The sequence below is a fragment of the Ensifer sp. EB106-03-01-XG145 genome (assembly GCF_058792075.1).
This window is the reverse complement of sequence record NZ_JBYTEC010000003.1, coordinates 77,318-96,637: the sequence shown is the minus strand read 5'-3', so window position 1 is coordinate 96,637 and position 19,320 is coordinate 77,318. Positions and strand designations below refer to the sequence as shown.

Here is a 19,320-nt window from a genome sequence, read left to right as displayed (position 1 = left end):
CCGCTCGCATCCCGCGCCAAACGACAACTTCAGGAGGAAGCATGCTCTTCGCACTTCATTGCACCGACAAACCCGGCGCGCTGCAGCTTCGGCTCGATACCCGCCCCGATCATGTCGCCTATCTCAATGATCTCAATGCCAAGGGCATTCTGAAGATGGCGGGCCCGTTCCTGGGTGACGACGGCAAGCCGACCGGCAGCCTGGTGATCGTCAAGGCCGAGACCATCGCGGAAGCCCGCGCCATTGCCGAAGCGGATCCCTATGCCAAGGCGGGCCTCTTCTCCAATGTCGAGATCAAGGCCTTCAACTGGGTCTTCAACAATCCGGAGGCCTGAGACGCGATGGCGCATTGGCTCTACAAATCCGAACCGGTCAAGTGGTCCTGGCAGATGCAGAAGGATGCGGGCGCCAAGGGCACCGAATGGACCGGCGTGCGCAACTATCTGGCGCGCAACAACATGCGGGCGATGCAGATCGGCGACAAAGGCTTCTTCTACCACTCGAACGAGGGTCTGGAGATCGTCGGCATTACCGAGGTCTGCGCGCTGTCGCATCCGGATTCGACCGCCGAGGGTGACGCCCGCTGGGATTGCGTCGATATCCGCGCCGTGGCCGACATGCCGCGTCCGGTGACATTGAAAGAGATCAAGGACAATCCGAAGCTCGCCAAGATGTCGCTCGTCACCTCCATGCGCCTGTCGGTGCAGCCGGTGACCGAGGACGAATGGATTGAGGTCTGCCGCATGGGCGGGCTCGACAATCCTCCGCGGTAATCTTGTTTTTCCGCCTATCCGGAAACCGCTTTCGCCTTTCGGATAGGCTCGGAGAGTTTTCGTGAAGACCGATCCGGAAAGTTTCATCCTCGCCAATACCGGCGTGCTTTCGCCGCCTCACGTGCCGGAGGTGCGCCTGCATCTGGCAACAGAGGCGCATGAACTCTGGCTGAAGACCGAGGAGGAATTGCAGGAAATCGGCCTGCCGCCGCCGTTCTGGGCCTTTGCCTGGGCCGGCGGGCAGGGGCTTGCCCGCTACATCCTTGATCATCCCGAAACGGTGCGCGGCAGGCAGGTCGTCGACTTTGCCTCCGGTTCGGGCCTGGTGGCAATCGCCGCGATGAAGGCGGGGGCGGCTTCGGTTCTTGCCGCCGATATTGATCCCTGGGCGAAAACGGCCGTCCGTCTCAATGCCGAACTCAACGGCGTCGCCCTTTCCTATACGGACGAGGACGTGACCGGTCGCGAACTTGGCGCCGATGTCTACCTCGCCGGCGACGTCTTCTACGACAAGGCTTTTGCCGACCGGCTGAAACCGTGGTTTTCGGATCTGACGGCGAAAGGGGCGACAGTGATCGTCGGCGACCCCGGCCGTTCCTATTGCCCGCGCGAGATGATGACGGCCCTTGCCACCTACGAGGTTCCCGTGACCCGCGCGCTGGAGGACAGCGAGGTCAAGTGCACGACGGTCTGGCGCTTCGGGGGCACTGCGAACACGGACAGTTGACAGCCCAAAGGCCTTCGATTCCAATCCCCGCAAAAACGGGGGAACGAACATGGTATTTGCGGGCATGAACTATCTGGCGGTGCTGATCGCCGCCATTGCGGCCTTCGTCATCGGCGCGATCTACTACGGCGTTCTCGGCAAACCCTGGATGAAGGCGGCGCGCATCGATCCCGCGGCTGCGCAAATGTCGCCGGTTCTCTTTGCCATTTCCTTCGTCTCGGAACTGGTGATGGCGACCATGGTCGCCGGCGTCGTCGGCCACCTCGGGCCGGGCGAGGTCACGCTCGTCAATGGCGTCGTCTCGGCCTTCTTCCTCTGGCTCGGCTTCGTCGCGACGACGCTCATCGTCAACCATCGCTACCAGGGCTTCGGTTGGGACCTGTCGCTGATCGACGGCGGACACTGGCTGCTGGTGCTTCTGGCAATGGGCACGATCATCGGCGCCATGGGTGTGTGATGGCGCTGAGCCGGCTGGCAGGGCCGTGACTAACGCCGGATCACGCAGACGCCGTGTTCATAGGCGCAGGAGCCGTTCATCGTCTGCGGCGTGACATTGATGATCTTGCCGCGTCTGGTCTGCGGCGGCGATTCGGACTGCCCGTCGTCGGCATAGCCATAGTCGCCTTCCTGGTTGAAATAGATGCCGTTGCCGAGATCCACATAGGCGGAAATGCCGCCGACATAGGTGCCGATGCCCGGGATGGTGTCTGGATATTCATCGCCGCCATAGTAGCCCTGGCGATAGTCGCGGCGCTGGCCACCGGACGTCCAGATCTCGCGGCCGGCCCTGTCGCGAACCCATCCGCCGCCGCTTCCCCAGTGCTCGGCATAGCGGCCGGGATATGGGCGATACTGCGGGAGGCGAACATGCCGCGTGCGTGTCTCGACTTCCGGCAGTCCATTGGCGATGCGTGGTCGACCATCGTGGCGACGGCCTCCGGACGTCCAGATGTCGTTGCCTGCCCTGTCACGAACCCATCCGCCGCGATGCTCCCAGCGCCCGGTGTAGGGGCCGGGATAGGGGCGATATCGGGGAAGGCGAACGTGCCGGGTGCGGGTGTTCACGTCCGGCAACCCATCGTTGGCCATCCAGTCGCGACGGTGCATGCGATTGCGGTTCCAGCCGTTGCGGTAGCCCATGCCGCCAAACTCGTAGCGCGGACCGGGGCGACCTTGATACATGCGGACATGGTTGGTTCGTGTCTGAACGCCGCGTGCTCCGCCCCAGTCGCGGGCCTCCAAGGGGATGCAGGTGGTGACGATGACCAGGCCGGCGAGCGCTAGCACTTTGGTCGCATGGATTGCCTTGAACAGAGTCATTCTGTTCGCCCTCCGGAGGACACTTAACAATTGGTTAAGATCACTCTCGCCCACTTTCGCGGGAAAGTCACGGAATTGCTTGGCTTTTTGCGGCTATCGTTAACGGATGCCCATGTCTCCGGCAGGCTGGAAAATGGCGCAATTCGTCTAATCGATTAAATTGATTTTGCACCGCAAACACACTTGTCGTTAAGCATTATGGTGATTAAAGGTCCGAATGACTGAATTGCGCACAATCAGGTGCGATACCGGACTAAATTCGTCCAGTTTTTTGGGCGAAAATCCGGGCATTCCGTGAGGTTCCGATGACGAATGTCACAAGAAGCCGGCCACTCTCGCCGCATCTTCAAATCTATAAGCCGATCCCGACGATGGTCATGTCCATTGTGCACCGCATCACCGGCGGCGCGCTCTACTTCGGCACCATCCTCGTTGCCTGGTGGCTGATCGCCGCCGCGTCGGGTGCGGCCTACTACGACTGGGTCAGCTGGCTGTTCGGCACGCTGATCGGCAAGCTGGTGCTCTTCGGCTACACCTGGGCGTTGGTGCACCACATGCTCGGAGGCTTGCGCCACTTTGCCTGGGATCTCGGCTACGGTTACGAGAAGCACTTCGCCACCAAGATGGCCAAGGCGACGATCATCGGTTCGGTGGTTCTGACGCTGCTGATCTGGGTTGTCGGCTATCTCGTCCGCTAACTGAGAGGAAAGACACCCATGGATATGCGCACACCTCTCGGCAAGGTCCGCGGCCTCGGTTCGGCCAAGGAAGGCACCGATCACTTCTGGCGCCAGCGCCTGACGGCGGTCGCCAACGTTCCGCTGTTGATCTTCTTCGTCATCTTCCTCGTTCGCTACGCCGGTGCGCCCCACGCGGACGTCGTCGCCGCGCTTGCGAACCCCTTCGTCGCCGTCGTCATGGCTCTTGTCGTGCTCTCGGGCCTCATCCACATGCGGCTCGGCATGCAGGTGATCATCGAAGACTACGTGCATGGCGAAGGCATGAAGATCGTCCTTCTCATGCTCAATACATTTTTCACGATCGCGGTTGGTGGGCTCTGTCTCTTCGCCATCCTGAAGATCGCTTTTGCAGGGTAATTTCGCCATGGCATCGAACAGTTCACCCGCTGCAAACGGCAAGGCCTATGAATATGTCGATCACGCCTTCGACGTCGTCGTCGTCGGCGCCGGCGGCGCCGGTCTGCGTGCCACCCTCGGCATGGCCGAGCAGGGTCTGAAGACCGCCTGCATCACCAAGGTCTTCCCGACCCGCTCGCACACGGTTGCCGCCCAGGGCGGCATCGCTGCCTCGCTGCAGAACATGACGCCGGACAGCTGGCAGTGGCACCTCTACGACACCGTCAAGGGTTCCGATTGGCTCGGCGACGTCGACGCCATGCAGTATCTCGCCATGGAAGCGCCGAAGGCGGTCTATGAGCTCGAGCACTACGGCGTGCCTTTCTCGCGCAATGCCGAAGGCAAGATCTACCAGCGGCCCTTCGGCGGCCACATGCAGAACTACGGCGAAGGCCCGCCGGTTCAGCGCACCTGTGCTGCTGCCGACCGTACCGGCCACGCGATCCTGCACACGCTCTATGGCCAGTCGCTCAAGAACAATGCCGAGTTCTTCATCGAGTATTTCGCGCTCGACCTGATCATGTCGGATGACGGCCGCTGCACCGGCGTCGTCGCCTGGAACCTCGATGACGGTACGATCCATCGCTTTTCCGCCAAGATGGTGGTGCTGGCGACCGGCGGCTACGGCCGCGCCTATTTCTCGGCGACCTCTGCGCACACCTGCACCGGCGACGGCGGCGGTATGATCGCGCGCGCCGGCCTGCCGCTGCAGGACATGGAATTCGTCCAGTTCCACCCGACCGGCATCTACGGCGCGGGCTGCCTGATCACCGAAGGCGCACGCGGCGAAGGCGGTTACCTCGTCAACTCCGAGGGCGAGCGCTTCATGGAGCGCTACGCGCCCTCGGCCAAGGACCTTGCCTCGCGTGACGTCGTATCGCGCTGCATGACGATGGAAATCCGCGAAGGCCGCGGCGTCGGCAAGAACAAGGACCACATCTTCCTGCACCTCGACCACCTGGATCCGGCGGTCCTGCACGAGCGCCTGCCGGGCATCTCGGAATCGGCGAAGATCTTTGCCGGCGTCGATGTGACGCGCGAGCCGATCCCGGTTCTGCCGACGGTGCACTACAACATGGGCGGCGTGCCGACCAACTACTGGGGCGAAGTCCTGAACGCCGATGCCCAAAACCCGGAGCGCATCGCGCCCGGCCTGATGGCCGTCGGCGAAGCCGGCTGCGCCTCGGTGCACGGTGCCAACCGTCTCGGTTCCAACTCGCTGATCGACCTCGTGGTCTTCGGCCGCGCCGCTGCCATCCGCGCCGGCCAGGTGATCGACCGCAACGAGGCGGTGCCGGAGCTCAACAAGGCCGCCTGCGACCGGATCATGGACCGCTTCGACCGCCTGCGTAACGCCAATGGCAGCACGCCGACGGCGGTGCTGCGCGAAAAGATGCAGCGCGCCATGCAGGAAGACGCGGCCGTGTTCCGCACCCAGGAATCGCTGGAATCGGGCTGCAAGCGCATCTCGGCGATCTGGAAGGAGCTGCCTGATATCAAGGTCACCGACCGCTCGATGATCTGGAACTCCGACCTCGTCGAGACGCTGGAACTCGAAAACCTCATGGCCAACGCCATCACGACGATCTACGGCGCCGAAGCGCGCAAGGAGAGCCGTGGGTCGCACGCCCGCGAGGACTTCACCGAAGGCGCTCTCGGCGGCCGCGACGACGTCAACTGGCGCAAGCACACGCTTGCCTGGGTCAACGAAGCCGGCGACGTCAAGCTCGACTACCGCCCCGTTCATACCGACCTGATTGCCGACGGCATCGATCCCAAGAAGATCGAGCCGAAGGCGCGCGTCTACTGATCTTGAGGAATAAGCCACATGGTTGAACTCGCTCTCCCCAAGAACTCGCAGATGACGGAAGGCAAGGTCTGGCCGAAGCCGCAGGGCGCGACCAACGTTCGCGAATACCGCATCTACCGCTGGAACCCGGATGACGGCGCCAATCCGCGCATCGACACCTTCTACATTGATGTCGACGATTGCGGCCCGATGGTGCTCGACGGTCTGCTCTACATCAAGAACAAGATCGACCCGACGCTGACGCTGCGCCGCTCCTGCCGCGAAGGCATCTGCGGCTCCTGCGCCATGAACATCGACGGCACCAACACGCTCGCCTGCACCAAGGGCATGGACGAGGTGAAGGGCACGGTGAAGGTTTATCCGCTGCCGCACATGCCTGTCGTCAAGGACCTTGTGCCGGACCTCACCAACTTCTACGCCCAGCACCGCTCGATCGAGCCCTGGCTGAAGACGGTGTCGCCGACGCCGGCCAAGGAATGGAAGCAGAGCCACGAGGACCGCCTGAAACTCGACGGCCTCTACGAGTGCATTCTGTGCGCCTGCTGCTCGACCTCCTGTCCGAGCTATTGGTGGAACGGCGACCGCTACCTCGGTCCGGCCGTGCTGCTGCAGGCCTATCGCTGGCTGATCGACAGCCGCGACGAAGCGACCGGCGAGCGTCTCGACAATCTCGAGGACCCCTTCCGCCTCTACCGCTGCCACACGATCATGAACTGCGCCCAGGCCTGTCCGAAGGGCCTGAACCCGGCGAAGGCGATCGGCGAAATCAAGAAGATGCTGGTCGAGCGCCGCGTCTGACCGGTCGGATTGGAAACGAAGTTCAGGAGACGGCGAGCCTTGGCTCGCCGTTTTCTTTTTGATGTCATCGGTGAAACGGCGATCGACAATTCGTGATTGTGCCGCGGCGACAGGGCATAGGCAGTTGGCAATGTGGCGATGACCGCGCCGAGCATGCGTCGTGTCAGGACGTTTCAATCCTGCAACAGGTCGCAAGGAATCGTCGTCGCTTGATTTGTCAGGTGGATTTGCTGTATTTCGGCCTATATTATCGCGTTGCATCATGGTTCGCGGACACGAACAGGAGTAGGGATATGCGGGTTATTCATGCGGCGGCGGGGCTGGCGGTTGTGCTTGCGCTGACCGGATGCCAAAGAACATCGATGGGCGGCTTCGGTTCCCAGGATGTTTCACCCGCTCCCATCCAAGCCGCACCGGTTCCCTCGGTTTCGTCGAACCAGCTTCCGGCGCCGAGCGGCAACACCTCGCAATTCCCGGCTGCACCGGCGAGCGGCACGGCGATCGCCGGCGGCGGTGTTCAGCAGCCCGGCACGCAGGTCGCCGCGGCGGCGGGCGGCGGGCTTGACGTCACCAAGGAATCGATGGTCGGCAACTGGCGCGTATCGAGCGCCGGCTCCTCCTGTGACATGTTCCTGACGCTTACCAATCTCGGCTCCGGCTCGCGCGGCGGCACCCGTGGCTGCGCCGGCGAGCTGACGACCATGGGCTCCTGGGAAGTGGCCGGCAAGCAGGTGGTTCTGAAAGATCGCAGCGGCAACGCCATCGCCCGTCTCTACAAGACGGCCGACGCCCGGTTCGACGGCTCGACCAATGGCGGCCAGCCGGTCAGCCTCAGCCGCTGACGCTTTTCGAGCCCGGTCTCGCGCCGGGCTTTTGTTTTCCGGCTCCTCTCGGGTGAGACGTGCTCAATCCTGACGACAGTATCTACCGCAAGCTCGAAGCGCTCGTTACGAGTGGCGAGCGTAAGCGCGACCCCGCACAGTTTACGATTGCGCGGCGTTTCGATCATCTTTCCGCCGAGCTGCTCGCCAGCCGCCCGTCGCGCAAGACCAATGCGCTCGGCTGGCTGTTCGCCTCGCGCAAGAAGGACCATCCGCCGGTAAAGGGCCTCTACATCCATGGCGGCGTCGGGCGTGGCAAGACCATGCTGATGGACCTGTTCTTCGATACCGTGCCGATCCAGCGCAAGCGTCGGGCGCACTTCCACGAGTTCATGGCCGATGTGCACGAGCGCATCTACAAGCACCGCCAGAAGCTGAAGAACGGCGAGACGAAACAGGCCGATCCGATCCCGCCTGTCGCCTCGGAGCTTTTCGGCGAGGCCCGGCTGCTCTGTTTCGACGAGTTTTCGGTGACCGATATTGCCGACGCGATGATCCTTGGGCGGCTCTTCGGCGAGCTTTTCGCAAAGGGCTGCGTGCTGATCGCGACGTCGAACGTGGCGCCTGACGATCTCTATCGCGACGGCCTCAATCGCGGCCTGTTCCTGCCCTTCATCGATCTGCTCAAGGCGAATGCCGAGGTCATTTCCTTGGACACGGATACCGACTATCGCCTCACGAAGACGGACGGAAGTCCGGTGTGGCTTTCGCCGCTCGGCCCGGAGGCGGATGCGGCGATGGCGCGCGCCTGGATGCGGGAAACCCGCAACGAGGCTGTTGTTCCGGCCGAAGTGCCGCGCAAGGGCCGCAAGATCCATGTGCCGGCCGCCGCCGGCCAGAGCGCCCGCTTTGCGTTCGCCGATCTCTGCCAGCAGCCACTGGGTGCTGCCGATTATCTGGCGATCCTCGAGCGTTACTCGACGATCTTCGTCGACCACGTGCCGCATCTGGGACCCCATATGCGCAACGAGACCAAGCGCTTCATCCTTCTGGTCGACACGCTCTACGACAATGGCGCCCGATTGTTCGCGTCGGCCGCGGCCGAGCCACAGGATCTCCTGACCCAGAAGAAGGGTACGGAAGGCTTCGAGTTCGACCGCACGGTTTCGCGTCTGATCGAGATGCAAAGTGAGGAATATGCCGCCGAACACCCCGCCAATCGGACCGTTTCGTGACGCGGTTGTGACGGAAAGTCTTACGTTTACGTAAGACTTTTATGATCTAACCGATTGAAATTGCTTCATCCAAAAGTATCGTTTGATATTTTACCATTTGCCGTTTAATGGCTTTCGGCGAAGGTTTGGCGTTTGCCGCGTTTCAGGCCTTGATCATATTGGGATCACAAAGGAAGCACTTTCATGGCTCGCAACAAGATCGCACTTATCGGTTCAGGGATGATTGGTGGCACGCTGGCGCATCTCGCCGGCCTGAAGGAGCTGGGCGACATCGTCCTCTTCGACATTGCCGACGGCATCCCCCAGGGCAAGGGTCTCGACATCGGCCAGTCCTCCCCGGTCGAAGGTTTCGACGCGAACCTGACGGGTGCCAGCGACTACGCCGCCATCGAAGGCGCCGATGTCTGCATCGTCACCGCCGGCGTTGCCCGCAAGCCCGGCATGAGCCGCGACGATCTGCTCGGCATCAACCTCAAGGTCATGGAACAGGTCGGCGCCGGCATCAAAAAGTACGCTCCGAACGCCTTCGTCATCTGCATCACCAACCCGCTCGACGCCATGGTCTGGGCGCTGCAGAAGTTCTCGGGCCTGCCGAAGAACAAGGTCGTCGGCATGGCCGGCGTTCTCGACAGCGCGCGCTTCCGCCTGTTCCTTTCCCAGGAATTCAACGTTTCGGTCCAGGACGTCACCGCCTTCGTTCTCGGCGGCCACGGCGACACCATGGTGCCGCTCGCCCGCTACTCGACCGTGGCCGGCATCCCGCTGACCGACCTCGTGCAGATGGGCTGGCTCACCAAGGAGCGCCTCGAAGAAATCGTCCAGCGCACCCGTGACGGCGGCGCTGAAATCGTCGGCCTGCTCAAGACCGGCTCGGCCTACTACGCTCCGGCCGCTTCGGCGATCGAGATGGCGGAAGCCTACCTCAAGGACAAGAAGCGCGTGCTGCCCTGCGCCGCGCATCTGACCGGCCAGTACGGCGTCAAGGACATGTATGTCGGCGTTCCGACGGTCATCGGCGCCGGCGGCGTCGAGCGCATCATCGAGATTGATCTCAACAAGGTCGAGAAGGAAGCGTTCGACAAGTCGGTCGCTTCGGTCGCCGGTCTTTGCGAAGCCTGCATCGGCATTGCGCCGAGCCTGAAGCAGTAATCGCGTCCCGTCGGGCGGACGCTTGAGTTTCCGTTCGGCCTCTTTGTTTTTGCCGCATTTGTGCGGGCAGGTGCCCCACCTGCCCGCACAATGCTCCAGACAGGAAAAACACCATGAACATTCATGAATATCAGGCCAAGGCTCTGCTGAAGAGCTATGGCGCGCCGGTCGCGGAAGGCGTCGCGATCTTCTCCGCAGACGAGGCAGAAGCCGCTGCCAAGAAGCTCCCGGGCCCGCTCTACGTGGTCAAGAGCCAGATCCATGCCGGCGGCCGCGGCAAGGGCAAGTTCAAGGAACTTTCCGCCGACGCCAAGGGCGGCGTTCGTCTCGCCTTCTCGATCGATGAAGCCAAGTCGCATGCCAAGGAAATGCTCGGCAATACGCTTGTCACCGCGCAGACCGGCCCTGCCGGCAAGCAGGTGAACCGCCTCTACATCGAGGACGGCGCCGACATCGAACGCGAACTCTATCTGTCGCTGCTCGTCGACCGCTCGGTCGGCCAGGTTGCCTTTGTCGTTTCGACGGAAGGCGGCATGGACATCGAGGCTGTTGCGCACGACACGCCGGAAAAGATCGTCAACGTCGCGATCAACCCGGAAGCCGGCGTCACCGCCGCTGATCTCGCCAAGCTCACCTCGGCCCTGAAGCTCGAAGGCGAAGCCAAGGCTGATGCCGAAAAGCTCTTCCCGATCCTCTACAAGGCCTTTGTCGAGAAAGACATGAGCCTGCTCGAGATCAACCCGCTGATCGTCATGAAGAACGGCCGCGTGCGCGTTCTCGACGCCAAGGTCTCGTTCGACGGCAACGCGCTCTTCCGCCACGACGACATCAAGGCACTGCGCGACGAAACCGAAGAAGACGCCAAGGAAATCGAGGCCTCCAAGTGGGACCTCGCCTATGTCGCGCTCGACGGCAACATCGGCTGCATGGTCAACGGCGCCGGCCTTGCGATGGCGACGATGGACATCATCAAGCTCTACGGCAAGGAGCCGGCGAACTTCTGTGACGTCGGCGGCGGCGCCGGCAAGGAGAAGGTTGCGGCAGCCTTCAAGATCATCACCGCCGACCCGAAGGTCGAGGGTATCCTCGTCAACATCTTCGGCGGCATCATGAAGTGCGATGTCATCGCTGAAGGTGTCGTTGCGGCCGTGCAGGAAGTCGGCCTCAAGGTTCCGCTGGTCGTTCGTCTCGAAGGCACGAATGTCGAGCTTGGCAAGAAGATCCTGAACGAATCCGGCCTGGCGATCACCGCCGCCGACGATCTGGATGACGCTGCCAAGAAGATCGTCGCCGCGATCAACGGCTAACTGAAGGACCAGACCTCATGTCGATTCTCGTCAATAAGAACACCAAGGTCCTCGTTCAGGGCCTGACCGGCAAGACCGGCACCTTCCATACCGAACAGGCGCTTGCCTATTACGGCACGCAGATGGTCGGCGGCATTCACCCGAAGAAGGGCGGCGAAACCTGGACCGGCTCCAAGGGCGAAACCCTGCCGATCTTCGCATCGGTTGCTGAAGGCCGTGAAAAGACCGGTGCGGACGCATCCGTGATCTATGTCCCGCCGGCAGGCGCCGCGGACGCGATCATCGAGGCGATCGATGCGGAAATCCCGTTCATCACCTGCATTACCGAAGGCATCCCGGTTGCCGACATGGTGCGCGTCAAGGCTCGTCTCGACCGCTCCAAGTCGCGCCTGCTCGGCCCGAACTGCCCTGGTATCCTGACGCCGGAAGAATGCAAGATCGGCATCATGCCGGGCTCGATCTTCCGCAAGGGTTCGGTCGGCATCGTTTCGCGCTCCGGTACCCTGACCTATGAAGCCGTGTTCCAGACCTCCAACGAAGGCCTCGGCCAGACGACGGCCGTCGGCATCGGCGGCGACCCGGTCAAGGGCACCGAGTTCATCGACGTGCTGGAGATGTTCCTGGCGGACGAGGCCACGACCTCGATCATCATGATCGGCGAAATCGGCGGCTCGGCCGAAGAGGATGCGGCGCAGTTCCTCATCGACGAGGCCAAGAAGGGCCGCAAGAAGCCGATGGCTGGCTTCATCGCGGGCCGTACGGCGCCGAAGGGCCGCACCATGGGTCACGCCGGCGCCGTCGTTTCCGGCGGCAAGGGCGATGCGGAATCCAAGATCGCTGCGATGGAGCAGGCGGGCATCCGCGTGTCGCCGTCGCCGGCCCGTCTCGGCAAGACGCTGGTCGAAGTCCTCAAGGGCTGATCGCAAGACTTCTGCCCGGGCCGGACCGATCCGGCCCCGGCATCCTGCCTGCCGCGTGTTTCCTTGGCTGATTGAAGATCAGGATATGCGGCAGATTGTAGTGCCACGGTGCTTTTAGCGCGTCCTTTCGATGCGCTGCACCGTAGGAACACCAGGCGCCGACGCGCCGAATGAACATGAACGACCGGGATACCCGGCAACCCAACTTCAGTCAGGAGGCGGACAGATCAGTCCGCGTGAGACCATGACAAGGCAAGAGGCCAACGAGCAATTCCAGCTCACTTCGTTTCTGGACGGCGCCAACGCCGCCTATATCGAGCAGCTCCAAGCACGCTATGAAACGGACCCGGCGTCCGTCTCGGCCGAATGGCAGGCCTTCTTCAAGGCGCTCGCCGACCGGCCGGAAGATGTGGTGAAGGCAGCCAAGGGCGCCTCCTGGAAAAAGAACAACTGGCCGATCCCGGCCAACGGTGAACTCGTCTCCGCGCTGGACGGCGACTGGGGCACGGTCGAAAAGGTCATCGAGAAGAAGGTCAAGGCGAAGGCTGAGGAAGCCGCCGTCGCCACCGGCACTGCCGTGAGCGAGGCAGATATCCTTCAGGCGACGCGCGATTCCGTCCGCGCCATCATGATGATCCGCGCCTATCGCGCCCGTGGCCACCTGCATGCCAAGCTCGATCCGCTCGGCCTTGCTGCCCCGGTCGAGGACTACAACGAGCTTTCGCCCTCGAACTACGGGTTTGAGGAGAAGGATCTCGACCGCAAGATCTTCATCGACAACGTGCTCGGCCTCGAATACGCGAGCATTCGCGAAATGGTCGAAATCCTCGAGCGTACCTATTGCTCGACGATCGGCGTCGAATTCATGCACATGTCCAACCCGGAAGAGAAGGCCTGGATCCAGGAGCGCATCGAAGGGCCGGACAAGGGCGTCGAGTTCACGCCCGAGGGCAAGAAGGCGATCCTGCAGAAGCTGATCGAGTCGGAAGGCTTCGAGCAGTTCATCGACGTCAAGTACAAGGGCACCAAGCGCTTCGGTCTCGACGGCGGCGAATCGCTGATCCCGGCACTCGAGCAGATCATCAAGCGCGGCGGCCAGGAAGGCCTCAAGGAAATCGTGCTCGGCATGGCCCACCGCGGCCGCCTGAACGTGCTGTCCCAGGTGATGGCCAAGCCGCATCGCGCCATCTTCCACGAGTTCAAGGGCGGCTCCTACGCGCCTGACGACGTCGAAGGTTCGGGCGACGTGAAGTACCACCTCGGCGCTTCCTCGGACCGCGAATTCGACGGCAACAAGGTTCACCTGTCACTGACGGCGAACCCCTCGCACCTCGAAATCGTCAACCCTGTCGTCATGGGCAAGGCCCGTGCCAAGCAGGACCAGATGGCGACCGTGTTTGAAGGCGACATCATTCCGTTGCGCGAACGCTCGAAGGTCATGCCGCTGTTGCTGCATGGCGACGCCGCCTTTGCCGGCCAGGGCGTGATTGCTGAAATCCTCGGCCTTTCCGGCCTGCGCGGCCACCGCGTTGCCGGTACCGTCCATTTCATCATCAACAACCAGATCGGCTTCACCACCAATCCGGCCTTCTCGCGTTCGTCGCCCTATCCGTCCGACGTCGCCAAGATGATCGAGGCGCCGATCTTCCACGTCAACGGCGACGATCCGGAAGCGGTCGTCTACGCGGCCAAGATCGCCACCGAATTCCGGATGAAGTTCCACAAGCCTGTCGTCATCGACATGTTCTGCTACCGCCGCTTCGGCCACAACGAAGGCGACGAGCCTGCGTTCACGCAGCCGAAGATGTACAAGGTCATCCGCGCCCATAAGACCGTCGTCCAGCTCTACTCCGACCGTCTGGTCGCCGAGGGCCTGATGTCCGAAGGCGAAGTCGAGAAGATGAAGGCCGACTGGCGCGCTCACCTCGAGCAGGAGTTCGAGGCTGGCCAGTCCTACAAGCCGAACAAGGCCGACTGGCTGGATGGTGTCTGGTCGGGCTTGCGCTCGGCCGACAACCAGGACGAACAGCGCCGCGGCAAGACCTCGGTGCCGATGAAGCAGCTCAAGGAAGTCGGTCGCAAGATCTCGGAGATCCCGGCCGGTTTCAATGCACACCGCACGATCCAGCGCTTCATGGAAAACCGCGCTCAGATGATCCAGACCGGCGAAGGCGTCGACTGGGCCATGGCCGAGGCACTCGCCTTCGGCACGCTCGTCACCGAAGGCACCAAGATCCGCCTTTCGGGCCAGGATTGCGAACGCGGCACCTTCTCGCAGCGTCATTCCGTGCTCTACGATCAGCAGAGCGAAGAGCGCTACATTCCGCTTGCGAACCTGTCGCCGACCCAGGCCCGCTACGAAGTCATCAACTCGATGCTCTCGGAAGAAGCGGTCCTCGGCTTCGAATACGGTTACTCGCTCGCCCGCCCGAACGCGTTGACGCTTTGGGAAGCCCAGTTCGGCGACTTCGCCAACGGTGCACAGGTCGTCTTCGACCAGTTCATTTCGTCGGGCGAACGCAAGTGGCTGCGCATGTCTGGTCTCGTCTGCCTGCTGCCGCACGGTTATGAGGGCCAGGGTCCGGAGCACTCGTCCGCCCGCCTCGAACGCTTCCTGCAGCTCTGCGCCGAAGACAACATGCAGGTCGCCAACGTCACGACGCCGGCGAACTACTTCCACATCCTGCGCCGGCAGGTGAAGCGCGACTTCCGCAAGCCGCTGGTCCTGATGACGCCGAAGTCGCTGCTGCGCCACAAGCGGGCGGTTTCGAGTCTGTCGGAAATGGCCGGCGAGAGCTCGTTCCACCGCCTGCTGTGGGACGATGCCGAGGTGATCAAGGATGGTCCGATCAAGCTGCAGAAGGACTCGAAGATCCGTCGCGTCGTGCTCTGCTCGGGCAAGGTCTACTACGACCTGCTCGAAGAGCGCGAGAAGCGCGGCATCGACGACGTCTACCTGCTGCGCGTCGAACAGCTCTATCCGTTCCCGGCCAAGGCGCTGATCAACGAGCTCAGCCGCTTCCGCAACGCGGAGATGGTCTGGTGCCAGGAAGAGCCGAAGAACATGGGCGCCTGGTCGTTCATCGACCCCTATCTCGAATGGGTTCTCGCCCATATCGACGCCAAGTATCAGCGCGTGCGCTACACCGGCCGTCCGGCTGCCGCCTCGCCGGCAACGGGCCTGATGTCGAAGCACCAGGCGCAGCTTGCCGCCTTCCTCGAGGACGCGCTGGGGGGCTGACGCTCCCCACGCTCTGAGCCAATAGAAACAGATATCTGATCAACGGAACAAAAATCATGGCAACAGAAATCCGCGTTCCCACCCTCGGCGAATCCGTCAGCGAAGCGACCGTCGGCACCTGGTTCAAGAAGGTCGGCGATGCCATCAAGGCCGATGAGCCCCTGCTCGAACTCGAAACCGACAAGGTGACGATCGAAGTGCCGGCTCCGGCTGCAGGCACGCTCTCCGAAATCGTTGCGCAGGCAGGCGAGACCGTCGGTCTCGGCGCGCTGCTCGGCCAGATCGCCGCCGGTGCTGCCGGCGCTGCTGCGGCCGCTCCGGCCGCTGCTGCCGAAAAGAAGGCCGAGCCGGCCGCTGCCGCTCCGGCTGCCCCGGCTGCTGCTGCAGCATCCGCTGCCTCGTCGATGCCGCCGGCACCGGCTGCCGCTAAGCTGCTCGCCGAAAACAACCTGTCGGCCGATCAGCTCGATGGCTCCGGCAAGCGTGGCCAGGTGCTGAAGGGTGATGTGCTTGCAGCCGTCGCCAAGGGCATCTCGACCCCTGCTGCTGCAGAGCCGGCGAAGGTCCAGGCCCGTGCGCCGTCGACGGCAGAAGATGTCGTGCGCGAAGAGCGCGTCAAGATGACCCGCCTGCGCCAGACGATCGCCAAGCGCCTCAAGGATGCGCAGAACACCGCCGCCATGCTCACCACCTACAACGAGGTGGACATGAGCGCCGTCATGTCGCTGCGCAACAAGTACAAGGACATCTTCGAGAAGAAGCATGGCGTGAAGCTCGGCTTCATGGGCTTTTTCACCAAGGCCGTGACCCACGCGCTGAAGGAAATCCCGGCTGTTAACGCCGAGATCGACGGCACCGACATCATCTACAAGAACTACTGCCACATCGGCGTCGCCGTCGGCACCGACAAGGGGCTTGTCGTTCCGATCGTGCGCGATGCCGACCAGATGTCGATCGCCGAGATCGAGAAGGACATCGGTCGTCTCGGCAAGGCTGCGCGTGATGGCGCGCTGTCGATGGCCGACATGCAGGGCGGTACCTTCACCATCTCCAACGGCGGCGTCTACGGTTCGCTGATGTCCTCGCCGATCCTCAACGCGCCGCAGTCGGGCATTCTCGGCATGCACAAGATCCAGGACCGTCCGGTCGCCATCGGCGGCCAGGTCGTCATCCGCCCGATGATGTACCTCGCGCTCTCGTACGATCACCGCATCGTCGACGGCAAGGAAGCCGTGACCTTCCTCGTCCGCGTCAAGGAAAGCCTCGAGGATCCGGAGCGTCTGGTTCTCGATCTCTAAGAGTTGGGCGGGGGCGATTGCAGCCCCCGCTTCTTTCTGCGCCGCGCTTCTCCGGATCGCATCGATGTCGTTCGAACTGACCTACCTGCTCTGGAGTGCCGTTCTCGCCTTCGCCTATATGATGGCGCAGGCGGGCGCCTATCGCCTGCAGCACGGCGTCATCGAAGCTGATACCAATCGCGACGTCGTGCCGGAGCCCAATGTCTTTACCGGGCGGGCGGGACGGGCGCTGCGCAATTTTCACGAGACCTATCCGGTCTTCATCGCCCTTGCGGTCGTGATAGAATTCTCCGGACGGAGCGGACCGCTCACCCAATGGGGCGTGGGGATCTGGTTCTGGGCAAGAGCCGCCTACCTGCCGATTTATATTGGCGGCCTCGGATTGGTTCGCTCCGCCGTCTGGACCGTTTCGGCGGTCGGGCTCCTGCTGATGATTGCGGGTATTCTGATCTGAACGGAGGAACTCGCATGGCATCCGAACCAAACGTTCCGCCGATCCAGGTGCATCTCTGCGTCAAGGACGGCATGGCAGCGATCGCCTTCTACGAGAAGGCCTTCGGTGCCCAACACACCTTTTGCCAGCTGGCGGAGGATCGCAAGCGCGTGATGCATTCCAATCTCGCGCTCTTCGGCGGCGAGATCATGCTGCACGACGAATTTCCCGAATTCGGCTCGAACGTTCTTTCGCCGAAGACGGTCGGTGGTGCGAGCGTCGCCATCAACATCAATCTGCCTGATGCCGCCGACGTCGATGCAGCCTATGACCGGGCGATCGCCGCCGGGGCATCGACAGTTCTGGAGCCGCAGGATACCTTCTGGCACGCACGTTACGCGCGCATCCAGGATCCCTTCGGCCACGTCTGGGCCTTCAACGCACCGGTCGCACAACCATGAGCCAATATCTCCTAGAACTCGCATCGCTGATGGCGATCTTCGCCTTTGCGATCGTCTCTCCCGGCGCCGATCTGGCCATGGTCATGCGCCAGTCGATCGTGCATGGCCGGCGCCCGGCCATCATCACGTCCTTCGGCATCGGCACCTCGCTGATGTTCCATGTGACTTACACGATCCTCGGTCTGGGGCTGATCATTTCGCAGTCGATCTACCTCTTCAACATCGTCAAATGGTGCGGCGTCGCTTACCTGATCTATATCGGCATCAAGGCGCTCCGTGCCGGCCAGACGGAGATCAAGGTCGAGCGCGCGGAAGGCAATGAGCCGGCCAAGGGCCAGTTGACCGCCAAGGCTTTCGGCCTCGGCTTTGCCGCCAATGCGCTCAATCCGAAGCCGGTATTCTTCTTCCTGTCGATCTTCTCGACCGTCGTCAGCGCCCACACGCCGATCCTCGTCAAGTTCGGCTATGGGCTGGTCATGGCCACCTGCCTGATCCTCTGGTTCGTCGGCGTCAGCCTGTTCATGACGACGCCGCGGATGCGCGCCGCCTTCACCCGCGCCAGCAAGTGGATCGACCGCGCCAGCGGCGTCGTTTTCATTGCGCTCGGCCTCAAGCTCGCGACGGAGAAGGTCGCCTGATCATGGTTTTTGGTCGCCTCGCCTTGATGCTGTTCTGCACTGCGCTTACCGCACCGGCGATCGCTGCCGATTGCAAGCAGTCGCACGCGATCTACGCCGATCGTGACGGCGGCTATGAGCTGCGCTTCGAGCCGGTCGGCTCGGCAAGTGCGGCGACCAGCAACCACTTCAAGGTGGCGGTGCTCAAACCCGGGCTTCTGCTCGACGGCGTCGTGATGCCGGCGGGAGAGCCGGAACGCGCCACGGGGCTGATCATGCACAATTGCCCGGAGGGTGACGCGACCGGCGAGGAACTGCGCGCCTGCACGGTATGGCAGGGCGTCGTCTATGCGCTCGACAAGGCCGGTGCGATCAGCGAGATCCCTGGTGAAGCCGAGCCAGCGGCAGAGCAGTTGCTGCTTCCCGATTTCGGGCCCTCACTCAGAGCATCGAGCGCCTGGGGCAAGGGCAAGGCCGAGGCCGACAGCTGGGATTCTTTCACCCTCAAGGGATGCGCCGCATGAGCGCAGGCCCCGTTCTTCTCGTGACGGGCGGAAGCCGCGGCATCGGCGCGGCGGTTTGTGTCGCCGCGGCGAAAGCCGGCTGGCGTGTCGCAGTCAACTACGCGACGAACCGTGATGCGGCAGATGCGGTTGTCGGCGCGATCGTTGCGGCCGGCGGCTCGGCGATTGCGGTTCAGGGCGATGTCGGCTCGGAGGCGGATATCCAGGCGATGTTCGCTGCCGTCGATGCGGCCTTCGGCCGGCTGGATGGCCTCGTCAACAATGCCGGCATCGTCGGACCGACCGCACGGATCGACGAGATGTCGGTCGATCGGCTGGAACGGATGTTCCGCATCAACATCATCGGCTCCATTCGCTGTGCGGCGGAAGCGGTTCGGCGCATGTCCACGCGCTACGGCGGCAAGGGTGGCGCCATCGTCAACATCTCGTCTGCCGCAGCCGTGCTCGGCTCGCCGGCGCAATATGTCGACTACGCCGCCTCGAAGGGTGCGATCGACACCTTCACCATCGGCCTTGCGCGCGAGGTTGCGACCGAGGGCATTCGCGTCAATGCGATCCGTCCCGGCGTCATCGATACCGAGATCCATGCCTCCGGCGGCCTGCCGGACCGGGCGCGCGATCTTGCTCCCACCATTCCCGTTCAGCGACCCGGCACCGCCGAGGAAGTCGCTGACGCGGTTCTCTACCTCCTGTCAGACAAGGCGACTTATGTGACGGGGGCAATTCTCAATGTCAGCGGCGGGCGGTAAC

21 protein-coding genes are annotated in these 19,320 nt (G+C 62.8%); 20 read left to right on the top strand and 1 reads right to left on the bottom strand.

Annotation, left to right across the window (positions count from 1 at the left end; translation table 11 throughout):
* The first annotated feature begins 41 nt into the window (after positions 1 to 41).
* The 4 genes from AC3WWH_RS11055 (at position 42) to AC3WWH_RS11040 (ending at position 1,957) form a co-directional block, all read left to right on the top strand.
* The gene (locus tag AC3WWH_RS11055; RefSeq protein WP_057254991.1) at positions 42 to 335 is read left to right on the top strand and encodes a YciI-like protein; all 294 of its coding nucleotides are present in this window, start codon (positions 42 to 44) and stop codon (positions 333 to 335) included.
* 6 nt (positions 336 to 341) lie between these two features.
* Positions 342 to 773: an EVE domain-containing protein gene (locus tag AC3WWH_RS11050; RefSeq protein ID WP_057254992.1), complete on the top strand. Its 432-nt coding sequence runs from the start codon at positions 342 to 344 to the stop codon at positions 771 to 773.
* 61 nt (positions 774 to 834) lie between these two features.
* Positions 835 to 1,500 carry a class I SAM-dependent methyltransferase gene (locus AC3WWH_RS11045; protein ID WP_057254993.1) on the top strand — a complete coding sequence of 222 codons (666 nt, stop codon included), beginning with the start codon at positions 835 to 837 and terminating at the stop codon, positions 1,498 to 1,500.
* A gap of 49 nt (positions 1,501 to 1,549) precedes the next feature.
* A complete protein-coding gene (locus tag AC3WWH_RS11040; protein ID WP_057254994.1) occupies positions 1,550 to 1,957 on the top strand; it encodes a DUF1761 domain-containing protein in 408 nt (135 codons plus the stop codon).
* Between the two features lie 29 nt (positions 1,958 to 1,986).
* On the opposite strand, the gene AC3WWH_RS11035 is transcribed toward AC3WWH_RS11040, so the two are convergent.
* The gene (locus AC3WWH_RS11035; protein WP_057254995.1) at positions 1,987 to 2,820 is read right to left on the bottom strand and encodes a hypothetical protein; all 834 of its coding nucleotides are present in this window, start codon (positions 2,818 to 2,820) and stop codon (positions 1,987 to 1,989) included.
* Positions 2,821 to 3,125: 305 nt separating this feature from the next.
* On the opposite strand from AC3WWH_RS11035, the gene sdhC reads away from it, so the two are divergent.
* The 16 genes from sdhC to AC3WWH_RS10955 all read left to right on the top strand — a co-directional run bounded on the left by sdhC (position 3,126) and on the right by AC3WWH_RS10955 (position 19,319).
* Complete coding sequence (sdhC, locus tag AC3WWH_RS11030; protein WP_058321722.1) at positions 3,126 to 3,518, top strand: succinate dehydrogenase, cytochrome b556 subunit; 393 nt, start codon at positions 3,126 to 3,128, stop codon at positions 3,516 to 3,518.
* Positions 3,519 to 3,536: 18 nt separating this feature from the next.
* Positions 3,537 to 3,917, top strand: a complete 381-nt coding sequence (gene sdhD / locus AC3WWH_RS11025; protein WP_058321723.1) for a succinate dehydrogenase, hydrophobic membrane anchor protein — start codon at positions 3,537 to 3,539, stop codon at positions 3,915 to 3,917.
* A gap of 7 nt (positions 3,918 to 3,924) precedes the next feature.
* Positions 3,925 to 5,766, top strand: coding sequence for a succinate dehydrogenase flavoprotein subunit (sdhA, locus tag AC3WWH_RS11020; RefSeq protein WP_057254997.1), 1,842 nt, complete (start codon positions 3,925 to 3,927; stop codon positions 5,764 to 5,766).
* An 18-nt stretch (positions 5,767 to 5,784) separates the two neighbouring features.
* Entirely contained in the window at positions 5,785 to 6,564 is a 780-nt protein-coding gene (locus tag AC3WWH_RS11015; RefSeq protein ID WP_057254998.1) for a succinate dehydrogenase iron-sulfur subunit, read from the top strand.
* 293 nt (positions 6,565 to 6,857) lie between these two features.
* Positions 6,858 to 7,406, top strand: coding sequence for a protease inhibitor Inh/omp19 family protein (locus tag AC3WWH_RS11010; protein ID WP_057254999.1), 549 nt, complete (start codon positions 6,858 to 6,860; stop codon positions 7,404 to 7,406).
* A 59-nt stretch (positions 7,407 to 7,465) separates the two neighbouring features.
* Positions 7,466 to 8,620, top strand: coding sequence for a cell division protein ZapE (gene zapE, locus AC3WWH_RS11005; protein WP_058321724.1), 1,155 nt, complete (start codon positions 7,466 to 7,468; stop codon positions 8,618 to 8,620).
* A gap of 183 nt (positions 8,621 to 8,803) precedes the next feature.
* Positions 8,804 to 9,769, top strand: coding sequence for a malate dehydrogenase (gene mdh, locus AC3WWH_RS11000; RefSeq protein ID WP_058321725.1), 966 nt, complete (start codon positions 8,804 to 8,806; stop codon positions 9,767 to 9,769).
* Positions 9,770 to 9,882: 113 nt separating this feature from the next.
* Entirely contained in the window at positions 9,883 to 11,076 is a 1,194-nt protein-coding gene (gene sucC, locus AC3WWH_RS10995) for an ADP-forming succinate--CoA ligase subunit beta (protein WP_058321726.1), read from the top strand.
* Between the two features lie 17 nt (positions 11,077 to 11,093).
* A complete protein-coding gene (gene sucD / locus AC3WWH_RS10990; protein WP_058321727.1) occupies positions 11,094 to 11,996 on the top strand; it encodes a succinate--CoA ligase subunit alpha in 903 nt (300 codons plus the stop codon).
* Between the two features lie 244 nt (positions 11,997 to 12,240).
* Positions 12,241 to 15,237 carry a 2-oxoglutarate dehydrogenase E1 component gene (locus AC3WWH_RS10985; protein ID WP_113398397.1) on the top strand — a complete coding sequence of 999 codons (2,997 nt, stop codon included), beginning with the start codon at positions 12,241 to 12,243 and terminating at the stop codon, positions 15,235 to 15,237.
* A gap of 56 nt (positions 15,238 to 15,293) precedes the next feature.
* Positions 15,294 to 16,535: a 2-oxoglutarate dehydrogenase complex dihydrolipoyllysine-residue succinyltransferase gene (gene odhB, locus AC3WWH_RS10980; protein ID WP_058321728.1), complete on the top strand. Its 1,242-nt coding sequence runs from the start codon at positions 15,294 to 15,296 to the stop codon at positions 16,533 to 16,535.
* 64 nt (positions 16,536 to 16,599) lie between these two features.
* Positions 16,600 to 16,989, top strand: coding sequence for an MAPEG family protein (locus AC3WWH_RS10975; RefSeq protein WP_057255006.1), 390 nt, complete (start codon positions 16,600 to 16,602; stop codon positions 16,987 to 16,989).
* A 14-nt stretch (positions 16,990 to 17,003) separates the two neighbouring features.
* The gene (locus AC3WWH_RS10970; RefSeq protein ID WP_058321729.1) at positions 17,004 to 17,429 is read left to right on the top strand and encodes a VOC family protein; all 426 of its coding nucleotides are present in this window, start codon (positions 17,004 to 17,006) and stop codon (positions 17,427 to 17,429) included.
* The gene (locus tag AC3WWH_RS10965) at positions 17,426 to 18,067 is read left to right on the top strand and encodes a LysE family translocator (protein WP_058321730.1); all 642 of its coding nucleotides are present in this window, start codon (positions 17,426 to 17,428) and stop codon (positions 18,065 to 18,067) included. Before AC3WWH_RS10970 ends, AC3WWH_RS10965 begins: the two co-directional genes overlap by 4 nt.
* A 2-nt stretch (positions 18,068 to 18,069) precedes the next feature.
* Positions 18,070 to 18,570, top strand: coding sequence for a hypothetical protein (locus tag AC3WWH_RS10960; RefSeq protein ID WP_058321731.1), 501 nt, complete (start codon positions 18,070 to 18,072; stop codon positions 18,568 to 18,570).
* Complete coding sequence (locus AC3WWH_RS10955) at positions 18,567 to 19,319, top strand: SDR family oxidoreductase (RefSeq protein WP_058321801.1); 753 nt, start codon at positions 18,567 to 18,569, stop codon at positions 19,317 to 19,319. Before AC3WWH_RS10960 ends, AC3WWH_RS10955 begins: the two co-directional genes overlap by 4 nt.
* The last annotated feature ends 1 nt before the right edge of the window (position 19,320 follow it).

Excerpts from the sequence above, each read along its gene's own strand:
- sucC (WP_058321726.1), top strand. The coding sequence starts at position 9,883 with ATGAACATTCATGAATATCAGGCCAAGGCTCTGCTGAAGAGCTATGGC.
- AC3WWH_RS10975 (WP_057255006.1), top strand. The coding sequence starts at position 16,600 with ATGTCGTTCGAACTGACCTACCTGCTCTGGAGTGCCGTTCTCGCCTTC.
- AC3WWH_RS11055 (WP_057254991.1), top strand. The coding sequence starts at position 42 with ATGCTCTTCGCACTTCATTGCACCGACAAACCCGGCGCGCTGCAGCTT.
- AC3WWH_RS10985 (WP_113398397.1), top strand. The coding sequence starts at position 12,241 with ATGACAAGGCAAGAGGCCAACGAGCAATTCCAGCTCACTTCGTTTCTG.
- sdhA (WP_057254997.1), top strand. The coding sequence starts at position 3,925 with ATGGCATCGAACAGTTCACCCGCTGCAAACGGCAAGGCCTATGAATAT.
- AC3WWH_RS11050 (WP_057254992.1), top strand. The coding sequence starts at position 342 with ATGGCGCATTGGCTCTACAAATCCGAACCGGTCAAGTGGTCCTGGCAG.
- AC3WWH_RS11010 (WP_057254999.1), top strand. The coding sequence starts at position 6,858 with ATGCGGGTTATTCATGCGGCGGCGGGGCTGGCGGTTGTGCTTGCGCTG.
- sdhD (WP_058321723.1), top strand. The coding sequence starts at position 3,537 with ATGGATATGCGCACACCTCTCGGCAAGGTCCGCGGCCTCGGTTCGGCC.
- sdhC (WP_058321722.1), top strand. The coding sequence starts at position 3,126 with ATGACGAATGTCACAAGAAGCCGGCCACTCTCGCCGCATCTTCAAATC.
- AC3WWH_RS10960 (WP_058321731.1), top strand. The coding sequence starts at position 18,070 with ATGGTTTTTGGTCGCCTCGCCTTGATGCTGTTCTGCACTGCGCTTACC.
- AC3WWH_RS11040 (WP_057254994.1), top strand. The coding sequence starts at position 1,550 with ATGGTATTTGCGGGCATGAACTATCTGGCGGTGCTGATCGCCGCCATT.
- odhB (WP_058321728.1), top strand. The coding sequence starts at position 15,294 with ATGGCAACAGAAATCCGCGTTCCCACCCTCGGCGAATCCGTCAGCGAA.
- AC3WWH_RS10970 (WP_058321729.1), top strand. The coding sequence starts at position 17,004 with ATGGCATCCGAACCAAACGTTCCGCCGATCCAGGTGCATCTCTGCGTC.
- AC3WWH_RS10965 (WP_058321730.1), top strand. The coding sequence starts at position 17,426 with ATGAGCCAATATCTCCTAGAACTCGCATCGCTGATGGCGATCTTCGCC.
- AC3WWH_RS11035 (WP_057254995.1), bottom strand. The coding sequence starts at position 2,820 with ATGACTCTGTTCAAGGCAATCCATGCGACCAAAGTGCTAGCGCTCGCC.
- AC3WWH_RS11015 (WP_057254998.1), top strand. The coding sequence starts at position 5,785 with ATGGTTGAACTCGCTCTCCCCAAGAACTCGCAGATGACGGAAGGCAAG.
- sucD (WP_058321727.1), top strand. The coding sequence starts at position 11,094 with ATGTCGATTCTCGTCAATAAGAACACCAAGGTCCTCGTTCAGGGCCTG.
- AC3WWH_RS10955 (WP_058321801.1), top strand. The coding sequence starts at position 18,567 with ATGAGCGCAGGCCCCGTTCTTCTCGTGACGGGCGGAAGCCGCGGCATC.
- mdh (WP_058321725.1), top strand. The coding sequence starts at position 8,804 with ATGGCTCGCAACAAGATCGCACTTATCGGTTCAGGGATGATTGGTGGC.